The sequence below is a fragment of the Lysobacter lycopersici genome, from assembly GCF_007556775.1.
Taxonomy (GTDB): Bacteria; Pseudomonadota; Gammaproteobacteria; order Xanthomonadales; family Xanthomonadaceae; genus Pseudoluteimonas; species Pseudoluteimonas lycopersici.
On the sequence record NZ_CP041742.1, the window covers coordinates 2,504,393 to 2,529,123 of the forward strand.

At 67.9% G+C, this 24,731-nt stretch carries 26 protein-coding genes; 6 read left to right on the top strand and 20 right to left on the bottom strand.

Going from position 1 to position 24,731, the window contains the following annotated elements:
- Window positions 1–504: a dihydrofolate reductase gene (locus FNZ56_RS12335; protein WP_143880123.1), complete on the top strand. Its 504-nt coding sequence runs from the start codon at window positions 1–3 to the stop codon at window positions 502–504.
- Here the strand turns inward: FNZ56_RS12335 and FNZ56_RS12340 are convergent.
- From FNZ56_RS12340 to lptD, 8 genes are read right to left on the bottom strand one after another with little or no spacing between them, the layout of a single operon-like run.
- A complete protein-coding gene (locus FNZ56_RS12340; RefSeq protein WP_143880124.1) occupies window positions 489–2,309 on the bottom strand; it encodes a tetratricopeptide repeat protein in 1,821 nt (606 codons plus the stop codon). The genes FNZ56_RS12335 and FNZ56_RS12340 overlap by 16 nt on opposite strands.
- A 48-nt stretch (window positions 2,310–2,357) precedes the next feature.
- Window positions 2,358–3,257 carry a symmetrical bis(5'-nucleosyl)-tetraphosphatase gene (locus FNZ56_RS12345; protein ID WP_143880125.1) on the bottom strand — a complete coding sequence of 300 codons (900 nt, stop codon included), beginning with the start codon at window positions 3,255–3,257 and terminating at the stop codon, window positions 2,358–2,360.
- A 16-nt stretch (window positions 3,258–3,273) separates the two neighbouring features.
- Window positions 3,274–3,657 (bottom strand): Co2+/Mg2+ efflux protein ApaG, encoded by a 384-nt coding sequence (gene apaG / locus FNZ56_RS12350; RefSeq protein ID WP_143880126.1) that lies wholly within the window; start codon window positions 3,655–3,657, stop codon window positions 3,274–3,276.
- A 37-nt stretch (window positions 3,658–3,694) separates the two neighbouring features.
- Complete coding sequence (gene rsmA, locus FNZ56_RS12355; RefSeq protein WP_246064617.1) at window positions 3,695–4,513, bottom strand: 16S rRNA (adenine(1518)-N(6)/adenine(1519)-N(6))-dimethyltransferase RsmA; 819 nt, start codon at window positions 4,511–4,513, stop codon at window positions 3,695–3,697.
- Entirely contained in the window at window positions 4,510–4,887 is a 378-nt protein-coding gene (locus FNZ56_RS12360; RefSeq protein WP_342777688.1) for a tRNA-binding protein, read from the bottom strand. The genes rsmA and FNZ56_RS12360 overlap by 4 nt, the downstream gene beginning before the upstream one ends.
- Window positions 4,848–5,792: a 4-hydroxythreonine-4-phosphate dehydrogenase PdxA gene (gene pdxA / locus FNZ56_RS12365; RefSeq protein WP_143880128.1), complete on the bottom strand. Its 945-nt coding sequence runs from the start codon at window positions 5,790–5,792 to the stop codon at window positions 4,848–4,850. The genes FNZ56_RS12360 and pdxA overlap by 40 nt, the downstream gene beginning before the upstream one ends.
- A gap of 1 nt (window position 5,793) precedes the next feature.
- Window positions 5,794–7,119 (bottom strand): peptidylprolyl isomerase, encoded by a 1,326-nt coding sequence (locus tag FNZ56_RS12370; RefSeq protein ID WP_143880129.1) that lies wholly within the window; start codon window positions 7,117–7,119, stop codon window positions 5,794–5,796.
- Complete coding sequence (gene lptD / locus FNZ56_RS12375) at window positions 7,116–9,611, bottom strand: LPS assembly protein LptD (RefSeq protein WP_246064618.1); 2,496 nt, start codon at window positions 9,609–9,611, stop codon at window positions 7,116–7,118. Before lptD ends, FNZ56_RS12370 begins: the two co-directional genes overlap by 4 nt.
- Before the next feature lie 104 nt (window positions 9,612–9,715).
- On the opposite strand from lptD, the gene msrB reads away from it, so the two are divergent.
- Window positions 9,716–10,123, top strand: a complete 408-nt coding sequence (gene msrB / locus FNZ56_RS12380) for a peptide-methionine (R)-S-oxide reductase MsrB (protein ID WP_143880131.1) — start codon at window positions 9,716–9,718, stop codon at window positions 10,121–10,123.
- Here msrB and FNZ56_RS12385 read toward each other — a convergent pair whose 3' ends face one another.
- The 3 genes from FNZ56_RS12385 to FNZ56_RS12395 form a co-directional block, all read right to left on the bottom strand.
- Entirely contained in the window at window positions 10,124–11,038 is a 915-nt protein-coding gene (locus tag FNZ56_RS12385) for a histone deacetylase family protein (RefSeq protein WP_221933341.1), read from the bottom strand. It lies immediately after the preceding gene.
- 17 nt (window positions 11,039–11,055) lie between these two features.
- Window positions 11,056–11,607 (bottom strand): cob(I)yrinic acid a,c-diamide adenosyltransferase, encoded by a 552-nt coding sequence (locus FNZ56_RS12390; RefSeq protein WP_143880133.1) that lies wholly within the window; start codon window positions 11,605–11,607, stop codon window positions 11,056–11,058.
- Between the two features lie 73 nt (window positions 11,608–11,680).
- A complete protein-coding gene (locus FNZ56_RS12395; RefSeq protein ID WP_143880134.1) occupies window positions 11,681–12,277 on the bottom strand; it encodes a DUF6580 family putative transport protein in 597 nt (198 codons plus the stop codon).
- Between the two features lie 44 nt (window positions 12,278–12,321).
- On the opposite strand from FNZ56_RS12395, the gene ubiH reads away from it, so the two are divergent.
- Together ubiH and FNZ56_RS12405 are read left to right on the top strand one after the other, a co-directional pair.
- Window positions 12,322–13,545 (top strand): 2-octaprenyl-6-methoxyphenyl hydroxylase, encoded by a 1,224-nt coding sequence (gene ubiH / locus FNZ56_RS12400; RefSeq protein ID WP_143880135.1) that lies wholly within the window; start codon window positions 12,322–12,324, stop codon window positions 13,543–13,545.
- Window positions 13,542–14,717 (top strand): UbiH/UbiF family hydroxylase, encoded by a 1,176-nt coding sequence (locus FNZ56_RS12405; protein ID WP_143880136.1) that lies wholly within the window; start codon window positions 13,542–13,544, stop codon window positions 14,715–14,717. The genes ubiH and FNZ56_RS12405 overlap by 4 nt, the downstream gene beginning before the upstream one ends.
- Window positions 14,718–14,774: 57 nt before the next feature.
- Here FNZ56_RS12405 and FNZ56_RS12410 read toward each other — a convergent pair whose 3' ends face one another.
- The 3 genes from FNZ56_RS12410 to FNZ56_RS12420 form a co-directional block, all read right to left on the bottom strand.
- Window positions 14,775–15,377: a hypothetical protein gene (locus tag FNZ56_RS12410; protein ID WP_185970749.1), complete on the bottom strand. Its 603-nt coding sequence runs from the start codon at window positions 15,375–15,377 to the stop codon at window positions 14,775–14,777.
- A gap of 111 nt (window positions 15,378–15,488) precedes the next feature.
- Window positions 15,489–16,067 carry a nucleoside deaminase gene (locus FNZ56_RS12415; protein ID WP_143880138.1) on the bottom strand — a complete coding sequence of 193 codons (579 nt, stop codon included), beginning with the start codon at window positions 16,065–16,067 and terminating at the stop codon, window positions 15,489–15,491.
- Window positions 16,067–17,812 carry a glutamine--tRNA ligase/YqeY domain fusion protein gene (locus FNZ56_RS12420; RefSeq protein WP_143880139.1) on the bottom strand — a complete coding sequence of 582 codons (1,746 nt, stop codon included), beginning with the start codon at window positions 17,810–17,812 and terminating at the stop codon, window positions 16,067–16,069. Before FNZ56_RS12420 ends, FNZ56_RS12415 begins: the two co-directional genes overlap by 1 nt.
- A gap of 64 nt (window positions 17,813–17,876) precedes the next feature.
- Between FNZ56_RS12420 and FNZ56_RS12425 the strand changes: the two genes are divergently transcribed.
- On the top strand, window positions 17,877–18,827 hold the full coding sequence (locus tag FNZ56_RS12425; protein ID WP_143880140.1) for a DMT family transporter: 951 nt from the start codon (window positions 17,877–17,879) through the stop codon (window positions 18,825–18,827).
- Between the two features lie 66 nt (window positions 18,828–18,893).
- On the top strand, window positions 18,894–19,550 hold the full coding sequence (msrA, locus tag FNZ56_RS12430; protein WP_143880141.1) for a peptide-methionine (S)-S-oxide reductase MsrA: 657 nt from the start codon (window positions 18,894–18,896) through the stop codon (window positions 19,548–19,550).
- Here the strand turns inward: msrA and FNZ56_RS12435 are convergent.
- The 6 genes from FNZ56_RS12435 to ahpF are packed head-to-tail and all read right to left on the bottom strand — an operon-like array spanning window position 19,490 to window position 24,597.
- Window positions 19,490–19,945 carry a hypothetical protein gene (locus FNZ56_RS12435; RefSeq protein WP_143880142.1) on the bottom strand — a complete coding sequence of 152 codons (456 nt, stop codon included), beginning with the start codon at window positions 19,943–19,945 and terminating at the stop codon, window positions 19,490–19,492. The two genes, msrA and FNZ56_RS12435, sit on opposite strands and share 61 nt — an antisense overlap.
- On the bottom strand, window positions 19,942–20,922 hold the full coding sequence (locus tag FNZ56_RS12440) for a CapA family protein (RefSeq protein ID WP_221933305.1): 981 nt from the start codon (window positions 20,920–20,922) through the stop codon (window positions 19,942–19,944). Before FNZ56_RS12440 ends, FNZ56_RS12435 begins: the two co-directional genes overlap by 4 nt.
- Before the next feature lie 43 nt (window positions 20,923–20,965).
- On the bottom strand, window positions 20,966–21,613 hold the full coding sequence (locus FNZ56_RS12445) for a hypothetical protein (RefSeq protein WP_143880143.1): 648 nt from the start codon (window positions 21,611–21,613) through the stop codon (window positions 20,966–20,968).
- A gap of 9 nt (window positions 21,614–21,622) precedes the next feature.
- A complete protein-coding gene (gene oxyR / locus FNZ56_RS12450) occupies window positions 21,623–22,573 on the bottom strand; it encodes a DNA-binding transcriptional regulator OxyR (protein WP_143880144.1) in 951 nt (316 codons plus the stop codon).
- Window positions 22,570–22,995 carry a VOC family protein gene (locus FNZ56_RS12455; protein WP_143880145.1) on the bottom strand — a complete coding sequence of 142 codons (426 nt, stop codon included), beginning with the start codon at window positions 22,993–22,995 and terminating at the stop codon, window positions 22,570–22,572. The genes oxyR and FNZ56_RS12455 overlap by 4 nt, the downstream gene beginning before the upstream one ends.
- A 3-nt stretch (window positions 22,996–22,998) precedes the next feature.
- Window positions 22,999–24,597 (bottom strand): alkyl hydroperoxide reductase subunit F, encoded by a 1,599-nt coding sequence (gene ahpF / locus FNZ56_RS12460; protein ID WP_143880146.1) that lies wholly within the window; start codon window positions 24,595–24,597, stop codon window positions 22,999–23,001.
- Window positions 24,598–24,731: the final 134 nt, after the last annotated feature.

Here is a 24,731-nt window from a genome sequence, read left to right on the forward strand (position 1 = left end):
ATGCCTGCGGCGAAGATCGTCCTCATCGCTGCGCTGGATCGCAACTTCGCCATCGGCAAGGGCAATGCCTTGCCGTGGCATTTGTCCGACGACCTCAAGCGCTTCAAGGCGCTGACGCTGGGCAAGCCGCTGCTGATGGGACGCAAGACCGCGGAATCGCTCGGCCGCGCGTTGCCGGGCCGCACCAACCTCGTGCTCACGCGTTCGAACCGCGTGCCGTTCGACGGCATGCAGGCGGTGGAAACGCTGGAGCAGGCGATGTGCGTCGCCGAACTGGAACAGGCCGAAGAACTCTGCGTGATCGGCGGCGGCGAGGTGTTCGCGCTGGTATTGCCGCAGGCGACGCGCATGCACCTGACCTGGGTCGATACCGTGGTCGAGGGTGCGGACGCGTTCTTCCCGCGCTTCGATCGGGACGAATGGCGCGAAACATCGCGCGAGGCGCATCCGGCCGATGCGCGCAACGCATTCGCGTTCGAATTCGCGGACTATTTGCGCGCCTGACGATTCGCCGGCAATGCGCGGATCTGGTCGAAGCTCAGGGTTTCGACTTCACCGGGCGGCGGTAGGCCGACCTTCTTGCAGAAGGCGATGAAACCCGGATCGTTGCGCAAGTTCAGGATGAGCGGGTCGGTCGGCAGGAAGACGAGGTCGTGGGTCGAAGCGCGCTGCAGCCATTCCACGGCATAGGCGGCATCCCCGCGCAGCGCGTAGATTTGCGCGACCGTGTACGGATCGGGATTGGCCATGCCCGCGAGAGCGTTCGCCAGCGCTGCGTCCGCAGTTTTGCGGTCCGGCCCGACCTGGGCTGCCAGCGCCGTGTACAGGACGCGATCCTTCGCGGGCATTTCCGCGGCGATGTCCATGGCCGCTTTCGCATCGCCGCGCATCATGGCGTCGACCATGCGCGAGAAAACGATCCTCTGCTGCCACTCCGGATTCGTTAGCGGCAGGCTTTCGGCCGTGCGGAGGTACTTCTCCGCCTCGTCCAGCCGGCCGGCCGCCATCAGCAATCTCGCATACTGCAAATAGTTGATGGTGTACAACGGCTCGGTCGAAAGCAGCCGCGCCCTCAGCGGGATCGCTTCACCCAGTTTTCCGACCTGGAAGAGCACATAGCCGCAACCATTGAGGACGGTGCCATCCTTCGGCGCCAATTGCACGGAACGCCGACACCCGGCCAAGGCGCCCTGGTGATCGAGGTGGTAGACCTTCAGGTAGGCGAGAGCCGCGTTGGCCGGGCCCAGTTCCGGCGCCAGTTGCAGCGCCTTGTCCGCCGCGAGGCGGGCGATGCGCATGTGTTCGCTGGCGACCTCGGGGGACGTGTCCCGGAACGCGGCAACGGTGCTCCACGATCCGGACAGGTGCGCCCAAGCCATCGCATAGCCCGGGTCGAGCTGTACGGCCCGGGTCATGTACTCGGCCGCATTGCGGAAATCCTCGTTGTGCCAATACGTCAGGCCTTGCAAGTAGGCGTTGTAGGCCTCGATGTTGCCGCTGGGTGGCCGGTCGTCTTGTCGCGCGGCCGCCTCGGGCGACAGCAGCCTTGCCTGCAGGGCGCCGGCCACGGCATTGGTGATTTCGTCCTGCAGCTTGAACAGATCCTTGTAGGGGCGGTCGTAGTGTTCGGCCCACAACGTGCTGCCGTCGGCGGCCCTGACCAGCGATGCGCTGATGCGCACCAGGTCGCCCGCGTGCTGCACGCTGCCGCTGAGCAGGTAGGCCGCGCCCAGCTTCGCGCCGATGGCCGCGCTGTCGCCCTTGTCGTCGCGGAACTGGAACGAGGACATGCGGCCGATCACTTTCAATCCATCGAATCGCGACAGCGTGTCGATCAGGTTTTCGGAAAGGCCGTCGGAGAAGAATTGCTGCTCCGGGTCCTTGCTGGCGTTGACCAGCGGCAGCACCGCGATGGAACGTTCGTCCGCCGATGCCCGATCCGCTTGCGCGGATGCCGCAACCGCGGCGGGGGCTTGCGCGACATGCGGCTTCGGGAGCACGTGGCCACGGAAGAACCATCCGAGCGCGATGGCCATGAGCACGGCCGCGATCGCGAGCATGCGTTTGCCGCCGGAGGTGCTCACGTCGAGCTTCACGCCTTCCGGCGTGAGTTCCAGCGCCCAGGCCATGAGCACGGCGACGGGAAACCCGAGGGCGAACAGCAGGACGACCAGGCGCAACGCCCAGACCGGCAGGTCGAACGCGGGGAGGATGGTGGCCGTGACCTGCACCAGCAGCCAGGCCACCGCGAGGTAGCCGATGGCCACCTGGAAGACCTTGCGCCTGCGCAATTCGGACAGGAACGCCATCGAGCCTCCGCGTTGTCCCCCTGGCAGATGCTAACGCGATCCCGCGTCTCAGGCGGACGCCTTGCCGCGCTTGCGGCGCTGGTCGCGCCTGCGTGATTGCGACTTGCGCGGCTTCGGCGGTGCAGCCGGTACGTCGCGCCCCCGTACCTGCACCACGCGCAGTTCGTCGGTATCGAGGCGCAGCGCGGTGAGCTTGCCGCCCCAGACCGCGCCGGTGTCGATGGCGTGCACGCCGTGGGCGATCATCAGGCCGAGCGCGCTCCAGTGGCCGCAGACGATGCGCAGGTCGCGTTCGGCGCGGCCGGGCACTTCGTACCAGGGATAGAGCCCGGGCTGCTGCGCGCCTGGCGTGCCCTTCTCGTCGAAATCGATGCGTCCGCGCGGGCTGCAGTAACGCATGCGCGTGAACACGTTGATGATCGCGCGGTCGCGTTCGTTGCCGGCGAGGCGCGGCGACCACATCGGCTCGTCGCCATACATGTTGCGCAGCAACTTGCGCCGGTCGTCGCCGCGCAGGCGCAACTCGACCTCGTGCGCATGGCGTTCGGCCATCGAAATGGTCCACTTCGGCGCGAGGCCGGCATGCACCATCGCCCAGCCGAGCGCACGGTCGACGTGCATCAGCGGCTGGCCGCGCAGCCAGTCGAGCAGTTCGTCGCGGTCGTCGGCGAACAGCACCGATTGCAGGTCCGGGTTGACCTTGCGCTGCTCGTCCGGCTCGCGCTCGGCGATGGCCAGCAGCGAGAGGTCGTGGTTGCCGAGGGTGACCACGCAGCTGTCGCGCAGCGAATGCACCAGCCGCAGCGTTTCCAGCGATTCACCGCCGCGATTGACCAGGTCGCCGCAGAACCACAAGCGGTCCTGCGCCGGATCGAACCTGATCGCATCGAGCAGGCGCCGGGTGGGATCGAGGCAGCCCTGTAGGTCGCCGATGGCCCAGACGGTCATGTCGCCCAAGTCGCCATCAGTGCAGGGTGCGCGGCACGGCGAGGGTGAACGGCGGGATCGGCGCATCGAACTCGGTGCCGTCGTCGCCGCTCATGTGGTAGCTGCCCTGCATCGTCCCGACCGCGGTTTCCAGCACCGCGCCAGAGGTGTAGGTGAAGGCTTCGCCGGGTTCCAGCCGCGGCTGTTCGCCGACCACGCCTTCGCCGCGCACTTCCTCGACCTTGCCGTTGCCGTCGGTGATCACCCAGTGGCGGTCAAGCAACTGCGCCGGCAGGCGGCCGAGGTTGCGGATGCGGATGGTGTAGGCGAATACGTAGCGTTCGCCGTCCGGATCGGACTGTTCGTCGAGGAATTGCGTGGCCACGCTGATTTCCAGCGCGTAATCGGAATGCTCGTCCATGCGCATAGTGTAAGCGCGGGGCGTGCGAAGGCGGGGTTCATGCGGCGCGGAAGCCAGCGAGGCGAACGAACTCGGCGACGGACAGCTGTTCCGCGCGCGCGCCGGGATCCAGCCCGGCTGCGGCGATGGTTTCGGCTTCCATCGTGCCGGCGAGCGCGTTGCGCAGGGTCTTGCGGCGCTGGCCGAAGGCGGCGCGGACGATGGCGGCGAAGCGCGCACGATCGTCGATGCCTATCGAATCGGCCGCGCGCGGCAGCAGCCGCACCACCGCCGAATCCACCTTGGGCGCGGGCCGGAACGCGCCCGGCGGAACGGTGAACAGAGGCGTGACCGTGCAATACGCCTGCAGCATCACGCTCAGGCGGCCATAGACCTTGTTGCCGGGCGGCGCGGCCATGCGTTCCACCACTTCCTTCTGCAGCATGAAGTGCATGTCGCGAATGGCATTCGCGTGGTCCAGCGCATGGAACAGGATCGGCGAGCTGAGGTTGTAGGGCAGGTTGCCGGCCAGGCGGATCTTTTCGACGCCGAGTTCGGCCGCGAGCGCGGTGAAATCCACGCCGAGCACGTCGCCTTCGATCAGCTTCAAGTCGCCGTGTTCGCGCGCGGCGGCCTGCAGCGGCGCGTGCAGGTCGCGGTCGAATTCGATCGCGGTCAGCGCGCCGTGGCGATCCAGCAGCGGAAAGGTCAAAGCGCCCTGGCCCGGGCCGATCTCGACGATGGCGTCGCCCGGCTGCGGATCGATCGCCTGCACGATGCGTTCGATCACGCCGCGTTCGTGCAGGAAGTTCTGGCCGAGGTGCTTCTTGGCGTCGCGTTGGAAGCCGTCGGCGTCGCGGTCGGCGTGACGGTTCACAGCAACTTCGTCCCGAGCGGCACGTCGCGGTCCGGCACGCACAGCGCCACCGCGCCGTCGGCATCGTGGAAGCCGGTGACGAGGCATTCGGACATCAACGGGCCGATCTGTTTCTTCGGGAAATTCACCACGCCGACAACGAGCCGACCGACCAGTTCCTCCGGCCGGTAATGCACGGTGATCTGTGCGCTGGACTTGAGCACGCCGAGTTCCGCGCCGAAATCCACTTGCAGCACATAGGCGGGCTTGCGTGCCGTGGCGAAAACTTCTGCGGACAGCACGCGGCCCACGCGCAGTTCCACTTTCAGGAAATCGTCGAAGCCGATGGTTTCCATCACGACGCGCTCTTGCGATGCGCGGCCATGCGCGCGCATTCGGCGATGGCGGCGAACAGGCTGGATGGATCGGCGATGCCCTTGCCTGCGATGTCGAGTGCGGTGCCATGGTCGACCGCGACGCGCGGGTAGGGCAGGCCGAGGGTGATGTTCACCGCGTGTTCGATGCCGGTCGATTTCAGCACCGGCAGGCCCTGGTCGTGGTACATCGCCAGCACCGCGTCGAATCCGGGCAGCTTGTCCGGCAGGAACGCGGTATCGGCCGGCAGCGGGCCGCGCAGGTCGAAACCTTCGTTGCGCAGTTTCGCGAGCATGGGGTGGATCGTTTCGATTTCCTCGCGGCCGAGCACGCCGTCTTCGCCCGCGTGCGGGTTCAGGCCGAGCACCGCGATCACCGGCGATGCGATGCCGAAGTCCGTCCGCAGCGAGGCATGCAGCACGCGCAAGGTCGTTTCCAGCGAGGCTTGCGAAATCGCGTCGGGAACCGCGCGCAGCGGCAAATGCGTCGTCGCGAGCGCGACGCGCAATCCCGGGCGCGCCAGCATCATCACCACGTCGCGCCTGGCTTGCTTCGCGAGCAATTCGGTGGTGCCGGTGTAGGCGATGCCGGCGGCGTTGATGTTGGCCTTGTGCACCGGGCCGGTGACGAGGCCGTCGATGCGGCCATCGAGGCAATCGCGCGCGGCCGCTTCGAGCGCGGCGATCACCGCGGCGGCGTTGCGCGGATCGGGCTGGCCGGGCGTGGCCGCAATCGCGTTCGGGAATTCGACCGCGGGGAATGCGGGCAGTGCGATGCCGAGCTTCGCCGCGGATTCGCGCAGTGCGCCTGCATCGCCGTAAACCACGAGTTCGGCGGGATGCGCGCCGGCGAGGATGCGCGCGCAGAGTTCGGGACCGACGCCGGCCGGCTCGCCCGGAACCAGCGCCAGCCTCGGGCGGAACACCTCAGCCGCCGTTGGGGCTTGCAGCGCCGTCGTCTGCGGGATGGATGTCGACGTAGGCCTCGCCGCGCAGCTGCTGCAGGTAGCGCGACCAGGATTCCTCGAGCTTGCGCTGGCCGATCGACTCGCGGACCTGGGCGCGACGGTTCTCGTCGGTGGCATCCACCTGGCGCGAACCTTCGCGCTGGACGATGTGCCAGCCCGCCTGGGTCTTGAATGGCTGGGAGACCTGGCCGTCCTGCAAGCCCGACACCTGCGCGCCGAAATCCGGTCCGAAGGCGTCGGCATTGAACCAGCCGAGGTCGCCGCCGTTCGGCTTGGTGCTCAGGTCGTCGGAATTCTCGCGCGCCACCGTCGCGAAATCCGCTCCGCCGGCGATGCGCGCGCGCAGGGTGTCGATCCTGGCCTTGGCATCGGCATCGCTGGTCTTGTCGTCCACGCGCACGAGGATGTGGCGGGCCTGGTATTGGGTCACCATCTGGGCGGCGCCGGCGGGCGCGTCCGCGGCGCTGCGCGTTTCGACCAGTTGGACCAGCTGGAATCCGCTGGCGCCGCGGATCGGACCGATCACCTGGCCGGCCTTCATGCCGCTGATCATGTTCGCGAATGCGGTCGGGATCTCGTCGGCGCTGCGCCAGCCGAGGTCGCCGCCTTCCAGCGCATTCTGGCTGTCGGAGTAGCGCGCCGCGGCCGTGGCGAAATCCATCTCGCCGCGGTCGATCAGGCCCTTCACGCCTTCGATCTTCTTCTGCGCGACGTCGATCTGTTCGGGCGTCGGGTTTTCCGGCAACGCCACGAGCAGGTGCGCGAGGTGGTACTGGGCGCTGTTGGCCTGGGTCGCCATCGCGGCGTCGACCTCGGCGTCGCTGACGCTGATGCTGGTCTGCGCATAGCGCTGGCGCAGGCGCTGGATCGCGATTTCATCGCGGATCGAATCGCGGAAGGACGCGTAGTCGAGCCCCTCGGTGCCGAGGTTGGCGCGCAACTGGTCGACGCTCAGGTGGTTCTGGTTCGCCACGCCGGCGATGGCGGCGTCGACGTCCTGGTCGCTGACGCGGATGCCCTGTTGCGAGGCCTGCATCACCTGCAACCGGACCATGACTAGGCGCTCGAGCACCTGCTTGCGCAGTACGTCCGCCGGCGGAAGCTGCGCGTTCGGTTGCTTGGCGTACTGGTTCTGGATGTTCTGGATGGCGCGATCGAGTTCGCTCTGCAGGACCACGTCGTCGTTGACAACGGCGACGATGCGGTCGATGGGCTGGACGGTTTGCGCGAACGCGTTCCCGGCGAGCAGGCAGGCGGCAAGCAGGCTGGCGAGCAGTGTCTTCATGGCAGGGTATCGGGGGCGTCGTCGTCGAGGGCGTCGTTGTCGACGCCGACGGATGCGGGCGGGATCAGGTAGAGGTCGTCCCGGTCGTATCCGAGGATAGCACGGCGCAGGCGCGACCTCGTGTCGGCACCGCCCGAGCCCAGGCCTTTCAGTTCGACTTCGAACTGGATGGCATTGTTCATGTCGCCGCTGCGGTTCTGCACGTAGCGGCGGGCGACAACGCGCACCGCGAGGCAGCAGCTGTCCCATTGCACGCCGGCGATGCCTTCGAGCAGGCCGGGTTCGTCGCCCGTGCTCGGATTGCGGTAGAACGAGTAGTAATAGCGGCCGACCAGGCTCCAGGAAGCGTTGATCGGGTACAGGAACGAGAGATCGGCCTGTTCGAGCACGTCGCGCCGATAGCGGTAACCCAGGTTGGCGACGCCATCCTCCCCGATCAGGTAACGGGTGCTGAAACTGGCGAGGTACTGGCGCTTGTCGGTCGGATCCCACTGGTAGGAACCGTTCATGCTCCAGCGGTCGTTGACCGCATACGTCGCGTCCGCGACCCACCGCGACTGGCTGCGTTCCGCCGGAATCGTGCTGTTCGTCGATACCTGCGGCGGATCGAAATAGCGGATCTGGCCGAGGTTGAGCACCAGTTTCTCGAAGCCGTCGGACTGCCGCAGGAATCGGCTCGAGAGCGCGACGGTCACCTGGTTGGCATTGGTCTGCCGATCCGCGCCGGTGAAGCTGTTGTCGCGGAACAGCGAGCCCCAGCTGAAGGTCATTGCCCGCGTGTCGAACAGGGGCAGGTCGGTCTGGTCGCGGTACGGCGCGTAGAGGTAGAAAATCCTCGGCTCGAGGGTCTGTATGAACCCGTGCCCGCGCACGTCCATGTCGCGATCGAAATACATCCCGGCATCGAAGCTGGCGATCGGCAGGCTGCGGCTCGGGCTGGCATTGCCGCCGAGCTTGTTTGCGAGGTCGTCGTCGAGCCGGTAGCCGGTGTAGCGCCATGCAAGCGTCGGGGTCGCGAACCAGCTGTCGCCTTCGAACGGCATGCTGACGTAGGGCTTCAGGTCGAATCGCGACCCGCCCGGAAGGAGATCGGAATCGTTGTGCTGGAAACGGACCAATTCGGTATCGACGCCGGCCACGAAGTGCTTGCCGAAGGGCTGTTCCCATTCGGCGAACAGGCGCGGCAAGCGGCCGTAGGGGAGGTTGCGCTCGGCGAGCGTGTAGTCCGCGAGGACCGGTCGTTCGGCGCTGATGCCGGCCTGCCAATAACGGCCGTTGCCGAAGATGCCGACGGTGCTCTTGAGGCGGAACGCAGTGAGCCCGTTGACGTTGTTGCTCGCGTCCTCGAGGTAACGCGGGTCGCTGATCCAGACCAGGCTGGAACGCGCCTGCCAGTGGTCCGACAGGTCCTGCGTGGCGTCGAAGCGGAACATGCCGCGGTTGTCGACGCGGCGGTTGTCCTCGGGGATGCCCTGGGCGATTTCCTCGTCGCGCTCGCGGTCGGTCAGCTTGTCCGAGGGCAGGTAGTCCATGTCCAGCGTGCCGCGGCCGTGCGGCAGCAGGTAGCGGAATTCGGTCCCGAGCTGCAGGCCGCGGTCGCTCATGTAGCGCGGGGTCAGGGTCAGGTCGTAGTTCGGCGCGAGGTTGAAATAGATCGGCTGGCGCCAGTCGAAGCCGTTGCGGCTGGAGGAACCGATCGTCGGGTAGAGCAGGCCGGTGCGCCGGCGGTTGTCGATCGGGAAGGTGAACCACGGCACGTAGAGCACCGGCACCTTGCCGACGCGCAGGGTGGCGTCGTGGGCCACGCCCATGCCACTGTCGGTATCGATGTCGATCTGCTTGGCGCGGAGTTCCCAGCGACGGTCGTCGGGCGGGCAGGTGGAGTAGGTCGAACCGTAGAGCTTGCCGTCGCTGCCGTGCATTTCCGCGCGCTCGGCGCCGCCGTTGCCGCGCCGCGAGATCAACTGGTAGCGCACGTCGTCGAGCTGGTGGGTGTCCTGGTCCTGGTTGCCTTCGGCGCTCTTCGCCACCAGGCGGATCCCGGAATCCTGGTAGCGGACGCTCCCGTCGGCGCTGTAATTGCCGGTCTCGCTGTTGGAGGTCAGGTGGTCGGTCGCGAGGAACTGGTCGCCGCGGGTCAGCACGACGTGGCCGCTGAACGTGGTATCGCTGCCTTCTATTCCGGAAATCTGGTCGCCGGAAATATCGGTCGGCAATTGCAGGCGTTGCTCCGAGGTCAGCTTCGGCCCGGTTTTCGCCGGGGCCTGCGTCGCGCCGGCATTCGCGTCGACGAGACCGGCATTGGCCGCGCCGGTATCGGTCGCCTGCGCGTCGGTGGCAGGCGCCGGGGCCGGCTGGGTTTCGGGGAAGGCGGGAACCGCGTCCCCGACCGGGCACAAGCCCCAGTTCGGCTGCATGTCGTCGTCGGCCCAAGCGGGCAAGCAGGCTGCGATCAGCAGCGACAGGGGGAGCAGGCGAAGGCTTCGGCGCACGCGTTCCATCCGGCGGCGGAAAAACGACCGTTAGCTTGCCGGAACCCTTGCACCCGGGCAACGCGGCCGCCGCCTTGGGACACGGGCCCATTCAGGAGCACGCCGTGGCCAACGACCCGATCCGCCGCAGCGACGAGGAATGGCGCGGGCAACTTTCGCCTGAGCAATACACGGTTTGCCGCTGTTGCACGACCGAATCCCCGTTCAGCGGGCGCTGGTGGAACCACAAACAGGCCGGGCAATGCCGTTGTGCCGCTTGCGGCTATCCGCTGTCCGATTCAGCGGACAAGTTCGATTCAGGCACCGGCTGGCCCAGTTGCACCCGGCCTGCCGGCGATGTCGCGGTCAGTGAGCACGCGGACGACAACCACGGCACGCATCGCGGCGAAGTATGGTGCGCGCGTTGCGAATCGCACCTCGGGCATCTGTTCCCCGACGGCCCGGCGCCGACCGGGCTGCGCTACTGCATCGATACCGCGACGCTGGATTTCCAAGCCGACGCCGCGCGCTGATCAGCCACGCAACGCGGCGACGTGGGCGACCGCGCTTGCGGCGAGCGCGGCGAGGTCGTAGCCGCCTTCGAGCGTGGACACGATGCGCCCGTTCGCGTGCCGATTCGCGATTTCGACCAGTTGTGCGGTGATCCAGCCGAAGTCGTCCGCGTCGAGCAGCCCCTGCGCCAATGGGTCGTCGCGGTGCGCGTCGAAGCCGGCGGACACGAACAGCACAGACGGCGCGAACGCATCCAGTCGCGGCAACAGCGCGTCCCGCCACAAGGCGCGCACGTCCGCGCCGCTGCTCAGCGGCGGATACGGCGCATTGGCGATGTTGCCGACGCCGGTTTCGGCCGCCGCGCCGGTGCCGGGATAGAGCGGCATCTGGTGGGTGTCGACGAACAGCAGCCGCGGCTCGCGTTCGAAGATCGCCTGCGTGCCGTTGCCGTGGTGCACGTCGAAATCGGCGATGGCGATGCGTTCGACGCCATGCGCGGCGAAGGCGTGCGCGGCACCGACCGCGACGTTGTCGAACAGGCAGAAGCCCATCGCCGCCGCCGGTTCGGCGTGGTGGCCGGGAGGGCGCACCGCGCAGAACGCGCGCCGGTTTTCGCCGCCGAGCACCCAGTCGGTCGCCGCGACCACCGCGCCCGCGGCGCGCAACGCGGCTTCGGCGCTGCCGGGCGAAAGCGCGGTGTCGGCATCCAGCCAGTGCAGGTCGGCGCCGGGTTGCGTTTCCAGCACTTGCGCGATGTAGTGCGGCGCATGCACGCGCGACAGTTCCTCGATCGATGCGCGCGGCGCATGGTCATCATGGCGTATGACGCCCGGAAACTGCGCCGCGAGCGCAGCCAATACTGTAATCAGGCGCGCGGGGCGTTCGGGGTGGCCTTCACCGGTATCGTGCGCAAGGCACGCGGGATGCGAGTACAGCCTGAATTCGGCCGCATTCAACGCCGGCGCTCGTGGTTCCACAGGACTTCGCCGTGGCCGTCGGCGCGGCCGAGCACGCGGGCGAGCACGAACAGCAGGTCGGAAAGCCGGTTGAGGTAGCGAATCGCCTGCGGCCGCACCGCGTCGTGGTGCGATAGCGTCACCGCCTCGCGTTCGGCGCGGCGCACGATGGTGCGCGCGAGGTGGCAGCGCGCCGCGGCTTCGCCGCCGCCGGGCAGGATGAAATCCTTGAGCGCGGGCAGGTCGGCGTTGTGCGCGTCGAGCCATTGTTCCAGCCGCTCCACGTCGGCATCGTCGATCGCCGCGTAGCCGGGAATGCACAGTTCGCCGCCGAGGTCGAACATCTGGTGCTGGATCGACACGAGCTGGTCGCGGATCGCGTCAGGCAATGATGCGGCGAGCAGGACGCCGATCGCCGAATTCGCCTCGTCGACGGTTCCGTAGGCGGCGACGCGCGCGGAATCCTTGGCCACGCGCGTGCCGTCACCGAGGCCGGTCGTGCCGTCGTCGCCGGTCTTGGTGTAGATCTTGGAGAGGCGGTTTCCCATGCGGTTGGTGGTTGGTCGTTGGTGGTTCGTGAGAAAGCTTCTACCAACTACGAGCCACCAACTCCCAACTGCTTCAAACCGTCTGCGGACGCAGCGCCGGCAGCTTGCGCCGCAGCAGCGCGAAGCCGCCGAACAGCAGCGCCGAGTAGAACAGCGTGCCGAGCACGGTCCACTGGAAGAACGGGATGCCGGCGACGTAGCAGGCGCCGAGGCCGGCATTGCAGGCCGGATAGCCGGGCACGACGATCGCGGTGAGCCAGGTCGCGAAGTTGCTGAGCACGAAGAACAGCACCGAACCGGCGAGCGAATAGCCGAGCACGCGCGTGCCGTTGACGCGGCCGCGCAGGCCGAAGCCGAGCAGGCTGCACAACGCGACGCAGGCGTAGATCGCGAGCAGGCTGGGCAGGTAGGTCGCGGTGCTGAAGTACTGCAGGTAGGTGCCGCCGTTCAGCGCGCCGAGCGCGAGATCGGAGATCAGCAAACCGGCCAGCGGCACCAGCACGGCCCACGCGCGATTCGCGAAATACGCGCCGCCGAACAGCGCGATGGCCTCGACCGGCGAGAAGTTCGGCGGATGCGGCAACAGGCGGGTCAGCGCAGCGACGAAGATCAGCACGGCCAGCAACAGCGGGCCCGGGGCGAAACTGGCGGTGGAGGCGGGGCGATTCATCGTCGTGCGCGTCTGTTTTTCACGGGAACCGCTAGCATAACGCAATGCCCCCCCACGACCTCGCCAACAGCGGCCATCACGACGTCGTCATCGTCGGCGGCGGGCTGGTCGGCGCCAGCCTCGCGCTGGCGCTGGAGCGCAGCGGCCTCGACGTGGTCATGGTCGAGGCCACGCCGGCCGCGCGCCTGCCGGAAGTGTTCGACCAGCGCAACCTCAGCCTGGCCGAAGCCAGCGTCAACGCGCTCGATGCGCTCGGCGTGTTGCCGGCGCTGCGCGCGCCCAGCGGCGAAATCCGCCGCATCCACGTCAGCCGGAACGGGGACTTCGGTCGCGTGCTGCTGCGCGCCGGAGACTACGGTCGCGAAGCATTCGGCCGGGTCGTGGTCGCCCGCGACCTCGGCGATGCGCTGGAAACGCGACTGCAGGCCTTGCCGAACCTGCAGCGTTATCGGCCTGCGCGTTTCCTCGGCCTCGGCGAATCTGATCCCGGATGGAGGCGCATCCGCATCTCGGATGAATCCGGTGAACGCATGCTTTCCACGCGCCTGCTCGTCGCCGCTGACGGTGCGGACAGCGCAGTGCGCAATGCGCTCGGCATCGGTGCGCAGCGCCACGACTACGGCCAACGATTGTTCGTCGCGCGCCTGCGCAGCGAACGTGCGCCGGACGGCACCGCCTACGAACGCTTCGGCGAGCATGGACCGACCGCGCTGCTGCCGCGCGGGGATCGCCACTACGGCCTGGTGCATGCGGTCGCGGAAGACGAAGCCGGCGAAGTCGCCGCGCTCGACGACGCGGCCTTCCTCGCGCGCGTGCAGCGCGCCTTCGGCTGGCGCGCCGGGCGATTCCTCGAGGTCGGCCCGCGCAGCGCGTATCCGGCGCAACGCATCGTCGCCGATGCGCTGCATGCGCCGCGCGTGGTGCTGGTCGGCAATGCGGCGCAAAGCCTGCATCCGGTCGGCGCGCAGGGCTTCAACCTCGGCCTGCGCGATGCGCTGACGCTGGCGGAGATGCTCGAGGCCGAAGGCATCGAGGCTGCCGGGGACGGTCTGCTCGAACGCTACGCGGCACGCCGGCGCGAGGATCGCGAACGCACGCTCGCCTTCTCCGACGGGCTCGCGCGCTTCACTTCGAACGAAGACCTGTCGGCCCTGCGCGCATTCGGCTGGTTCGCGGTCGACCGTTCGCCTTCGCTGCAGGCGCGTCTGGTCGGCGGCGCGATGGGTTATCGCGGCGACGTACCGGAACTGTGCCGGGGTCGCGCATGAAGCGCGGCATGCGCGACGCGGTGGTGGTCGGCGGCGGCGTGGTCGGCGCCGCCTGCGCGCTGGCGCTGGCCAAACTCGGCCTCGATGTCGCACTGGTCGAAGCACGCGAACCGTCGCGTTGGGACGCTTCGCAACGCGACCTGCGCGTGTATGCGTTCGCGCCGGACAACGCCGCGTTGCTTGATGCGCTCGGCATCTGGAAGTCGATTCGCGAATCGCGCATCGAACCTTACCGGCGCATGCGGGTGTGGGATGCCGCGGGCGGCGGCGAACTCGACATCGATGCCGATGCGCTGGGTCGGCGCGAACTCGGCTGGATCGTCGAATACGGCCTGCTCGTCGACACGTTATCGTCGGCGTTGCCGGCGGCCGGCGTCGAAGTACTGTGTCCGGCGAAAGTCGAATCGCTCATGCAGGATGAGCGCGGCGTCCGACTCGGACTGGATTCAGGGCGCGTGCTCGAAGCGCGCATCGCCATCGCCGCCGACGGTGGCGATTCCGCGGTGCGCGCGCTGGCCGGCATCGAAGTGGATGCGCACGACCATGCGCAACGCGGCGTGGTCGCCTATGTCGAAACTGCATTGCCGCACGAAGCCACGGCCTGGCAGCGCTTCCTGCCCGGCGGCCCGCTGGCGTTCCTTCCCTGCGGCGATGGCCTCAGTTCCATCGTGTGGAGCCTGCCCAACGACGAAGCCGCGCGCGTGCTGGCGCTGGACGATGCGGCGTTCGGCGAAGAACTGGCGCAAGCATTCGAAGCGCGCCTCGGCGCGGTGCGGGTCGCATCGAAGCGCGCGGCGTTCCCGTTGCGCCGGCAACTCGCGGATTCCCTGTGCGAAGGCCGCGTGCTGCTGGCCGGCGATGCCGCCCACGTGGTGCATCCGCTGGCGGGGCAGGGCGTGAACCTCGGCCTGCGCGATGTCGCCGCGCTGCGCGATTCGATCGCGGCCGCGCAATCGCGGCGGTTGGCGTGGGATTCGCCGCATCGCCTGCGACGTTGGGCACGACAACGACGCAGCGAGAATGCGCTCGCGGCGCACGCGTTCGATGCGATCAATCGCGTCTACAGCAACGACGCCTTGTGGCCGACCCTGCTGCGTGGCCATGCGCTGGGCATCGCCGGGAAGTTGCCGCCGGTGGCATCGGCGCTTTGGCGCCACGCGTCCGGACTCTGAGCCGCGAACAGGAACGCCCCGCGCGCGCGGGGCGTTCCGATGCATCGCGTGACGGGATCAGTTGCTGTTGGCGGGAACCGTCAGGGTCACGCTCTGGCCGCTCGGCACCGAATGGATCACCACGGTGCGCGTATTGGTGGCGGCGACTACCGGCTGGGGCGGCGGCGGGGTCATCGCGGCCTGCGCGGCGCTCGCCGCATCCTGCGCGGATGCCGCGGCGGCCTGCGCATCGCTTGCCGCCGAAGCGGCGGTGGCGGCGCCCATGCTGGCCTGCGCGGAGGCATCGCCCTTGTTCACTCCGTAGTTCGCGACGGCATTCGCGGCCTGGGCCTGCTCCGCGCCCGCCTGCGCATCCGTCGAGGCCTGTTGTGCCATGACGGCAGCGGCTTGCGCAGCCGAAGCCTGGTTCGCGGCGGTTGCCGCGGCATCGGCGGTCGGCGCCGGCGCCATGCTCGCCTTCACCGCTGCGTTCGCGGCGATCGATGCGTCCTGTGCCGACTGGTCGGCTTGCGTCGCGTCGTTGGTCGCGGCCTTGGACTGGGCGTCGGTCTGGGTCTCGACCTGCGCGTTGGTGCTTTGCGCGAACGCCGGCGCGCACGCCATTGCGGCAAGCAGGGCGATCGGGAGCAGGCGCTGCGTATTGCGGATGTGCGTCTTCATCGTGAGGCCTCCGTGGGCTGGGTGACCGCACGCTACGACCGCGGCGATCAAGGCCGGGTTAAATCGGCGCAACCGCAACTGAACGCGAATTGGTTTGTCGAAAGCCGGCGTTCAGTAACGCGCGCCGCCGCTCTCGCCGTAGGCGCGCAGCACCGCGCGGGCCGCGTCGCGCTCGATGTCGCGCACGACCTCGATGCCGCGTGCGTTCAGTTCGCCGATCCAGTCCGCCGGCAACGGGCCTTCGTCGAACTCGGTGAGTTCCATCACGTCTTCCGCGCGCGCGCCGATCAGCAGTCGGTCGATGCCGGCCCAGACCGTCGCGCCATAGCACTGGCAGCAGGGCTGCGACGAGGTCGCGAGCGTGATCGGGCCAATCGGTGAATCGTCGTCCGCATCGCGGTTCAGGCGCAGCCGTTGCGTGCGTCCCTGCGCAAGCATGTAGGCCATCATTTCCGCGTGCGCGACCGAGCAGGCGTGCGGCACCACGCGATTCACGCCGACGGCGATGATGCGGCCGTCCGGGCCGAACACCGCGGAACCGAATGGGCCGCCGGTGTCATGCTCGATGTTGCGCTTCGACAACGCGATGGCAAGCGCGACCTTGTCCGCGTCGGACGGATAGGTGCGCATGGCGTCCACGGCCTCGTGCACCCAGGCCGGAAGCGTGAGGTGGACTTGCGCGTACAGCATCAGGCTTTCGCGTTCCAGGTATCGCGCAGGGTCACGCTGCGGTTGAACACCGGCGCATCCGGCTTGTGGTCGTAGCGGTCGGCGACGAAATAGCCGACGCGTTCGAACTGGAAGCCCTGCTCCGGCACGGCGTTCGCGGCCGCGGGTTCGACGTAACCGGTCACGACTTTGCGCGAATCCGGATTCAGGTAATCGACGTAGGTTTTCCCGCCCTCGTCGTTGTCGGGATCAGGCACGGTGAACAGGCGGTCGTACAGTCGGATTTCCGCCGGCACGCCATGCTTCGCGCTGACCCAGTGGATGGTGCCCTTGACCTTGCGGTTGGCGCCTTCCATGCCGGGGCGAGATTCCGGATCCAGCGTGCACCGAAGCTCGATCACCTTGCCGGATTCGTCCTTCACCACCTCGTCGCAACGCACGATGCCGGCGCCGCGCAGGCGCACGTCGCCACCGACGGTCAGGCGCTTGAAGCCGGGCGGCGGCACTTCCTCGAAGTCCTCGCGCTCGATCCACAGTTCGCGCGAGAACGGGATGCGGCGTTCGCCCTGTGTCGCGTCCTTCGGATGGTTGGAGAACGCCAGAGTTTCCTCGTGGCCTGGGTCGAGATTGGTCAGCACCATCTTCAGCGGATCGATCACCGCCATGCGCCGCGGTGCGTGCGCATCGAGGTCGTCGCGCAATGCGCCTTCCAGGATCGAAATATCGAGCAGCGAGTTCTGCTTGCTGATGCCGACGCGATCCACCATCAGGCGCAACGCGCTCGGCGTGTAGCCGCGGCGGCGGATGCCCTGCAACGTCGGCATGCGCGGATCGTCCCAGCCGTCGACGCGGCCGGACTCGACCAGCTGCAGCAGCTTGCGCTTGCTCATCACCAGCCAGTTGAAATTCAAGCGCGAGAATTCGATCTGGCGCGGCTTGGCGGCCTCGAACGGCAGGCCGGCATCGGTCAGCGGCTTCACCAGTTCCGGCGAATGCGCCAGGTCCACCTTGTCCACGCACCAGTCGTACAGCGGGCGGTGGTCCTCGAATTCCAGCGTGCATAGCGAATGGGTGATGCCCTCGACCGCGTCGCTGAGCGAATGCGCGAAGTCGTACATCGGGTAGATCGGCCACTTGTCGCCGGTGTTCTGGTGCTCGACGTGCTTGATCCGGTACAGCGCCGGGTCGCGCAGGTTGATGTTGCCGCTGGCCATGTCGATCCTGGCGCGCAAGGTGCGCGCGCCGTCCGGAAACTCGCCCGCGCGCATGCGCCGGAACAGGTCGAGGTTCTCTTCGACCGAACGATCGCGGAACGGCGAATTGCGGCCCGGCTCGGTCAGGGTGCCGCGGTAGGCGCGCACCTGTTCCGCATCGAGGTCGTCGACGTAGGCATCGCCCTGGCGGATCAGCTTTTCCGCGGCGAGGTAGAGCACGTCGAAATAATCCGACGCATGCCGCAGCGAATGCCAGTCGTAGCCCAGCCAATCCACGTCGTCCTGGATGGCGCGCACGTACTCCGGGTCTTCCTTCGCGGGATTGGTGTCGTCCAGGCGCAGGTTGCAGTCGCCGCCGAACTCGGACGCGATGCCGAAGTCCAGGCAGATCGCCTTGGCATGGCCGATGTGCAGGTAACCGTTCGGTTCCGGCGGGAAGCGCGTGCGGATCGCCGCGTGCTTGCCGCTGGCGAGGTCCTCGCGAACGATGTTGCGGATGAAGTCTGTCTTCTCCGGCGTGGCGTCGATGGTCGGGTCGTGCGGGGCGGACATGCGCGGGACATTCGTGGGAAGACGCGCAGTTTAGCGTCTGCGCGCCCGCGGTTATCCTTCCCGCATGGGCATGGCGACGCCGGTCGACGAACTTCCCGGCGGCGCCGAGGCGCAGCGCCGGACCGCGCTGGTGCGCATGCTGCTCGGCGCCTGCCTGATCGGCAGCAACGGCCTGATGGTGCGGATCAGCGGCTTGCCGCCGACGGTGTCCGCGTTCTGGCGCATGGCCCTGGCGGGCGTGCTGTTCGCGGCGATGGTGACGTTCTACCGCGGCTGGAAGCCGATTCCTGCGCGGGCCTGGGCATGGCTGGCGCTGCCGGCCTGCGCCTTCGCCGCCGACCTGTGGCTCTGGCACCGCAGCATCCTGATCGTCGGTCCCGGGCTGGCGACATTGCTCGGCAACGCGCAGGTGTTCTTCATGGCGCTGGCCGGCGCGCTGCTGTTCGGCGAACGCATCGGTGCGGCCTTCGTCGCCGGGCTGGGGCTGACCGCGTTCGGCCTGTGGCTGCTGCTCGGCGGCGACTGGGCTTCGCTGCCGGCCGAATACCGTTGGGGCGTGTGGCTGGGGCTGGGCACCGGCGTCTGCTACGCGGTCTACAACCTCACGCTCAAGCGCAGCCAGTCCGAAGCCGATTGCGACGCGCCCGGCGCGGCCTCGACCGAACAGGTGCTGTGCATCGCCGCGTTCGGCACCGCGCTGCTGCTCGGCATCGTCGTGCGCGCCGAAGGCCATTCCTTCGCCATCCCGGACCTGCGCACGCTCGCCATCCTGCTGGCGTTGGCCGGCATTGGCCATTGCCTCGCGTGGAGCCTGATCTCGCGGGCGATGGCCAGGTTGCCGGTCACGCTGGTCGGCCTGTTGCTGCTGTTGCAGCCGCTGGTCGCGTTCCTGCTGGACGTGCTGGTGCTGCACCACGATGCCAGTGGGCGGGAATGGCTGGGATTGGGCGTCGCGCTGGCCGGGATTTTCGTCGCGGGAATGAAAAAGCGACCGATTTCCGAGCCGATCGCCTGATTGGAGCGGCTTGATCGGCGAGCGGACCGCCCGCACATCGGCTGCATCACACGCGAGGAGAACGACATGCTCGGCATCGGCGCCCACAAGCAACGCATGGTCGACCCGGCGAAGGCCTTGCCGGGCCGCGATACGCCGATGCCGGTGCGTAACGCGCACCACGTGCACGGCCGGCCGATCCAGGGCGATTTCGACGGACTCGAAACCGTGCAGTTCGGCATGGGCTGTTTCTGGGGCGCGGAACGCAAGTTCTGGTCGCTGCCGGGCGTGGTCACCACCGCGGTCGGTTACGCCGGCGGCTACACGCCGAACCCGACCTATCGCGAGGTGTGCTCCGGCGAAACCGGGCACGCCGAAATCGTGCTGGTCGCCTGGGATCCGGCGCAGGTGTCGTTCGACACGTTGCTCAAGACATTCTGGGAAAGCCACGATCCCACCCAGGGCATGCGCCAGGGCAACGATGCCGGCACGCAATACCGTTCGGCGATTTTCTGCTCGACGCAGGCGCAGTACGACGCGGCCATCGCCAGCCGCGAGGCGTTCCAGCGCAAACTGCACGAAGCGGGCTACGGCGACATCACGACCGAGATCGCGTTTCCCGCACCGGCGTTTTACTACGCCGAGGACGAGCACCAGCAATACCTGGCCAAGAACCCGATGGGTTATTGCGGCTTGGGCGGCACCGGCGTGAGTTGCCCGGTCGGCGTCGCGGCCGCGGGCTGAGCCGGCATTTCGCCGGCGAAATACTGGCACCAGTACTGGATTTCGCTGCTCTTGCTCGGTTCGTACACCGAGTGGAAACCGGTGAAACCGTAAGTCTCGCTGCGCGTATCGAAGGGCGGGTACCACGTGGCCTGGTGGATCGGCACCGGCGTACCGGTGGAGACGCCGTAGACATAGGCCTTGATCGATTCGCCTGTCACCGGCAACTTCGCGTACACCAGCTTGAATTCGAAATAGCGCCCGATCTTCACGTTTTCGCCGCGATACGGATCGCTGGTCGGCGTCGCGTCGACGGTGAAGTTCTCGCCGCCGTAGATGACGTGGCAGCGCACGCCCGTGGCCATTGCGTCGGTGCAGGCCAGCGCCAGCAATGCGAACGCGGTGATGCGTTTCATGGCGCGCCCTCGCATGTGCGGATGTCCTTGTCGCCGGCGCGACCGCAGGGGCTCGGCTTGTCGAACGCGGGATGCGGAACGCCGTCGCCGTCGAGTTTCGCCACGTAGGTGCGCCATGTGCGCACGCCGTCGCGGCCGATGCGCGCCGACAGCACCCAGCCGGTCGTGGTCGCCTCGGTGTCGAAGCTGTTGAACAGGAAATTGCCGAGGCTGTAGATGATCGGCTTGCCCTTGTACATTTCCGCGCCCTGGGTCACGTGCGGATGGCCGCCGACCACCATGTCGGCGCCGGCATCGATCATCCGCCGCGCGAATTCGCGCAGGCGCGGGCTGGGGTTCGGTTCTTCCTCCCAGCCCCAGTGCATGTACGGGATCACGATGTCCGCGTGGTAAACCCTGCGCGCGGCGGCGATGTCCTCGATCACCTGGTCGTCCTCGCCGCTCCAGGCCACGCCGGGCAGGTGCGCGCCGGCCTCGAACGAGCGCGGCTTGAACTCGACGTAACCGAGCAGGGCGATGCGAATGCCGTTGCGTTCGAGGATCACCGGCTTGTGCGCTTCGGCCAAGTCGTCGCCGCCGCCGAAGAAAGGCAGGCCGGCCTTGCGCATCAGCCCGAGTTCCTCGGCGAAGGCGGCCTTGCCGAAATCGCCGGAATGGTTGTTCGCCACCGACATCGCGTCGAAATGCTTCTTCAGCACCGGCAACACGTCCGGGTCGGCGCGGAAGGTGAAGGGCTTGATCTCGGCCGTGCCACCGGTGGCGACCACGCATTCGAGGTTGCCGATGCGCAGGTCGTGCTTTTGCAGCAGCGCGTTGAACGGTTCGAACGGATCGACGCCTTTCGCGATGAGTTGTCCGGGGATCTCGGCCACCATCACGTCGCCGACGAAGACGATGTCGACTTCGCCGTGCGCCGCGGAAACCGGCATCGCGGGGAGCGCCAGGGCCAGCGCGCACGGCAGCAGGAAGCGTTTCAAGGCCGGCATCATGGCGCGAACCCACCTGCGGCGCGCACCGCCGTCACTCGCGGGAAATGGAGCAGACGTAAACCACTTCGCAGGCACCGCTGCCGGTGTCTTCGCGGGTCAGCGAGCTGCGCCAGTGCCAGCCATCGCTCGCATCGACCTGCACCAGCCAGCCATCGATGCGCACGCGCTGGCCCGGGCGGACCGCATGCAGCGCCGCGGCAACGGTCGGGTCGGCAGGAATCATGTGCATGTTCGCGCTTGATCGGATGATCTCCCGGGGTGGAATCGGCGGATCGCCGCGCCAGCGATAGCGGTACCAGCGCGAGGATTGCCTGATGTCGAGACGATCGAGCACGGCATCATCCCCCATGCGGCCCCAGCCGAGGGCGAGGTCGGTTGGCGAGAACTCGGCTTCGCGGCCGAAGCCGTAGTCCTTGCGCGACAGGACGCGCGCTTCCACGCTGAAGCCGGCCAGCGGTTGCAGGCTCGCATCCTCGAGCCGGAACGGCGCGAGCGAGGCGGGCACGTCGCTCTGCAGCGGTGGCGCGCCGCGTGCGACCAGCGGCGGCAACGGGCAACCGGCGTACGCCGTTCCGTCGACGTGTTTCGGCGGCGCGGGCACGCGCGGCGAATGCGGCGAAAACCACCAGCCGGCCAGGCCCAGCACGACCATGGCAATCAGGACGTTGCGCAGGTTCATGCGCGCAGGCTAGATGCGCTTCGCCTTCGATGCACGCGCTTTCTTCGGCACCGGCAAGTCGACCGCGAGCAGTTCCCGCGGCAGGCGCTTGAACTCGGCGGCGAGTTGCATGAGGAACCCGGACATCGCCGAACTGCGGCGCCAGAGCATCGCGATGCGCCGGCTCGGTTGCGGGTCGCGGAACGGCAGCAGGCGGATCGCATCGGACTGCGCCACCGGCGGCTTCACCGCCAGCGAGGGCAGCAGGGTCACGCCGACGTTGGCCGCGACCATCTGCCGCAGCGTTTCCAGGCTGGTGGCGCGGAAGCCGCCGTTCTCGCCGGCGCCGGCCGTGCGGCAGACGTCCAGTGCCTGGTCGCGCAGGCAATGCCCGTCCTCGAGCAGCAGCAGGGTCTGCGACGACAGGTCGTCGAGCGCGAGCGGGCCGTGGCCCGCGAGCGGATGCGATTCCGGCACCGCGAGCAGGAAGGGTTCCTCGAACAGGAATTCCGCGTGCAACTGGTCGTCGTGGACCGGCAGCGCGAGCAACGCGGCATCGAGCGCGCCGTCACGCAGTCGCTGCAGCAGTACGTCGCTCTTTTCCTCGACCAGCAGCAATTCCAGTTGCGGGAAACGCTCGCGGATGCGCGGCACTACGTGGGGCAGCAAATACGGCCCGAGCGTGGGGAACAGGCCGAGGCGCACGGTGCCGGCTTCGGGATCGCGGCTGCGGCGCGCGACTTCGGACATCTGCTCGACCTCGGCGATGATCCGGCGCGCGCGTTCGACCACTTCGCGCCCGACCGGCGTCAGCATCACCTTGCGCGGCGCGCGTTCGACCAGCGCCACGCCGAGTTCTTCTTCCAGTTTCTTGATTTGCGTCGACAGCGTCGGCTGGCTGACGAAACTGGCGTCGGCAGCCTTGCCGAAATGGCGGTGGTCGGCGAGCGCGACGAGGTATTTCAGGTCGCGCAGGTTCACGTCGACGGGCCCTTGAGCTCGATGGTGTTGCCATCGGGGTCGTCGAAGTACAGCGAAGGGCCATCGCCTTCGGCGCCGAAGTTGTTCGAGGCCGGGCCGTGCGGCGCGAGTCCGTGCGCGGCGAGGTGGGCGACGATCGCGGCTTCGTCGAAGGGTTCGATGCGCAGGCACAGGTGGTCGACGTTGCGCGCTTCCTTGCCTGCGGCTGCGCCGCCACGCGATCCGAGTTTCCCGTCCACCGACACCAGGTCGATCATCGATGCGCCCGCGCGCAGGTGGCGCAGGCCGAGGTCGTCGCGCCGACGCACGACTTCGCAGCCGAGCAGGTCGCGGTAGAACGCTTCGGCGCGATCGAGGTCGCGCACGCGCAGCACGATGTGGTCGATGCGCTGGACCGCGAACGGCGATGCAGACCGGTCCATGACTCAGGCCGCCTTCGCCTCGGATTCGGCCGGCGCCGAATGCCGGATGAGGAAATCGAAGGCGGACAAGGCCGCGGTCGAGCCCGCGCCCATCGCAACGACAATTTGCTTGAACGGTTCCGTGGTCGCATCGCCGGCGGCGAACACGCCCGGCACGCTGGTGTGGCCGCGGTCGTCGATGACGATTTCGCCGCGCGGCGAGAGTTCCACCGCGCCCTTCAACCATTCGGTATTCGGCAGCAGGCCGATCTGCACGAACACGCCGGCCAGGTCGACCGCGCGTGTTTCGCCGCTGCTGCGGTCGGTGAAATGCAGCGACTGCAGCTTGCTGCCGTCGCCGCGCATTTCCGTGGTTTGCGCGTTCACGTGCACGGTCGCGTTCGGAAGACTCTTGAGCTTGCGCTGCAGCACGTCGTCCGCGCGCAGCTTGCCGTCGAATTCGAGCAGGGTGACGTGCTCGACGATGCCGGCCAGGTCGATGGCCGCTTCCACGCCGGAATTGCCGCCGCCGATCACCGCGACCTTCTTGCCCTTGAACAGCGGGCCGTCGCAGTGCGGGCAGTAGGTCACGCCCTTGTTGCGGTGTTCGCTTTCACCGGGCACGCCGGTCTGGCGCCAGCGCGCGCCGGGCGAGAGGATCACGGTCTTCGCCTGCAGCGTCGCGCCGCTGTCGAGTTCCACGCCGACCAGCCCGCCTTCGCGTGCCGCAGGATGCAGCGCCTTCGCGCGCTGTGCGGTGATGATCTCGACGCCGTACTGGCGCACGTGCGCTTCCAGCGAGGCCGCGAGCTTCGGGCCTTCGGTGTATTCGACCGAGGGAAAATTCTCGATCGCCATCGTGTCCAGCACCTGGCCGCCGAAACGTTCGGTGATGATGCCGGTGCGGATGCCCTTGCGCGCGGCGTAGATCGCCGCCGCCGCGCCGGACGGACCGCCGCCGACGATCAGCACGTCGAACGGCGCCGTGTCCTTCAATGCTTCGGCCGCACGTGCCGCCGCACCGTTGTCGAGCTTGGCGATGATCTGTTCGATGCTCAAACGTCCCGCATCGAATTCCGTGCCGTTCATGTAGATCGTCGGCACCGAGAGGATTTCCTTGGCCTCGACTTCGGCCTGGAACAGCGCGCCGTCGATGGCGACGTGTTTGATGCGCGGATTCAGCACGCTCATCGCGTTCAGCGCCTGCACCGTGTCCGGGCAGCTCTGGCAATGCAGCGACATGTAGGTTTCGAACGCGAGTTGCCCATTTGAAGCCGCGCCGTCCAGCGCGCGCACCTGTTCGGCCAGCGCCTCGTCGATCTTCACCGGATGCCCGCCGACCTGCAGCAGCGCCAGCACCAGCGAGGTGAATTCATGGCCGAGCGGCACCGCCGCGAAGCCGACTTCGATGTCCGTGCCGGCGCGGCGGATCAGGAACGAGGGCTTGCGCGCGTCGTCGCCGGTCGTGCGCGAAATCTTCGGCGACAGCGAGGCGATGTCGGCGAGCAGGCCATCGAGTTCGCGCGCGGCGTCGGAATCGTCGAGCGAGGCGACGAGTTCGATCGGCTGCTGCAGCTTCTCGAGGTAGGCGGCGAGTTGAGTCTTGAGGTCGGCGTCCAACATGGTCTTGCTCCTGGTTGCGGACAGGCGTCGCCGCTCGGCAACGCGGGGCGCAGAGGTGGAGTGAGAAGGCTGGGGTCAGGGCGACGTCGCATCGCCCTCAACCCAACCCTCTCCCGCGGGGGGAGAGGGTCGAA

Coding starts and splice junctions, on each gene's coding strand:
- FNZ56_RS12335 (WP_143880123.1), top strand. CDS start 1: ATGCCTGCGGCGAAGATCGTCCTCATCGCTGCGCTGGATCGCAACTTC.
- FNZ56_RS12340 (WP_143880124.1), bottom strand. CDS start 2,309: ATGGCGTTCCTGTCCGAATTGCGCAGGCGCAAGGTCTTCCAGGTGGCC.
- FNZ56_RS12345 (WP_143880125.1), bottom strand. CDS start 3,257: ATGACCGTCTGGGCCATCGGCGACCTACAGGGCTGCCTCGATCCCACC.
- apaG (WP_143880126.1), bottom strand. CDS start 3,657: ATGGACGAGCATTCCGATTACGCGCTGGAAATCAGCGTGGCCACGCAA.
- FNZ56_RS12360 (WP_342777688.1), bottom strand. CDS start 4,887: ATGCGCGCGCATGGCCGCGCATCGCAAGAGCGCGTCGTGATGGAAACC.
- FNZ56_RS12370 (WP_143880129.1), bottom strand. CDS start 7,119: ATGAAGACACTGCTCGCCAGCCTGCTTGCCGCCTGCCTGCTCGCCGGG.
- FNZ56_RS12390 (WP_143880133.1), bottom strand. CDS start 11,607: ATGGGAAACCGCCTCTCCAAGATCTACACCAAGACCGGCGACGACGGC.
- FNZ56_RS12395 (WP_143880134.1), bottom strand. CDS start 12,277: ATGAATCGCCCCGCCTCCACCGCCAGTTTCGCCCCGGGCCCGCTGTTG.
- ubiH (WP_143880135.1), top strand. CDS start 12,322: ATGCCCCCCCACGACCTCGCCAACAGCGGCCATCACGACGTCGTCATC.
- FNZ56_RS12405 (WP_143880136.1), top strand. CDS start 13,542: ATGAAGCGCGGCATGCGCGACGCGGTGGTGGTCGGCGGCGGCGTGGTC.
- FNZ56_RS12410 (WP_185970749.1), bottom strand. CDS start 15,377: ATGAAGACGCACATCCGCAATACGCAGCGCCTGCTCCCGATCGCCCTG.
- FNZ56_RS12415 (WP_143880138.1), bottom strand. CDS start 16,067: ATGCTGTACGCGCAAGTCCACCTCACGCTTCCGGCCTGGGTGCACGAG.
- FNZ56_RS12420 (WP_143880139.1), bottom strand. CDS start 17,812: ATGTCCGCCCCGCACGACCCGACCATCGACGCCACGCCGGAGAAGACA.
- FNZ56_RS12425 (WP_143880140.1), top strand. CDS start 17,877: ATGGGCATGGCGACGCCGGTCGACGAACTTCCCGGCGGCGCCGAGGCG.
- msrA (WP_143880141.1), top strand. CDS start 18,894: ATGCTCGGCATCGGCGCCCACAAGCAACGCATGGTCGACCCGGCGAAG.
- FNZ56_RS12435 (WP_143880142.1), bottom strand. CDS start 19,945: ATGAAACGCATCACCGCGTTCGCATTGCTGGCGCTGGCCTGCACCGAC.
- FNZ56_RS12445 (WP_143880143.1), bottom strand. CDS start 21,613: ATGAACCTGCGCAACGTCCTGATTGCCATGGTCGTGCTGGGCCTGGCC.
- FNZ56_RS12455 (WP_143880145.1), bottom strand. CDS start 22,995: ATGGACCGGTCTGCATCGCCGTTCGCGGTCCAGCGCATCGACCACATC.
- ahpF (WP_143880146.1), bottom strand. CDS start 24,597: ATGTTGGACGCCGACCTCAAGACTCAACTCGCCGCCTACCTCGAGAAG.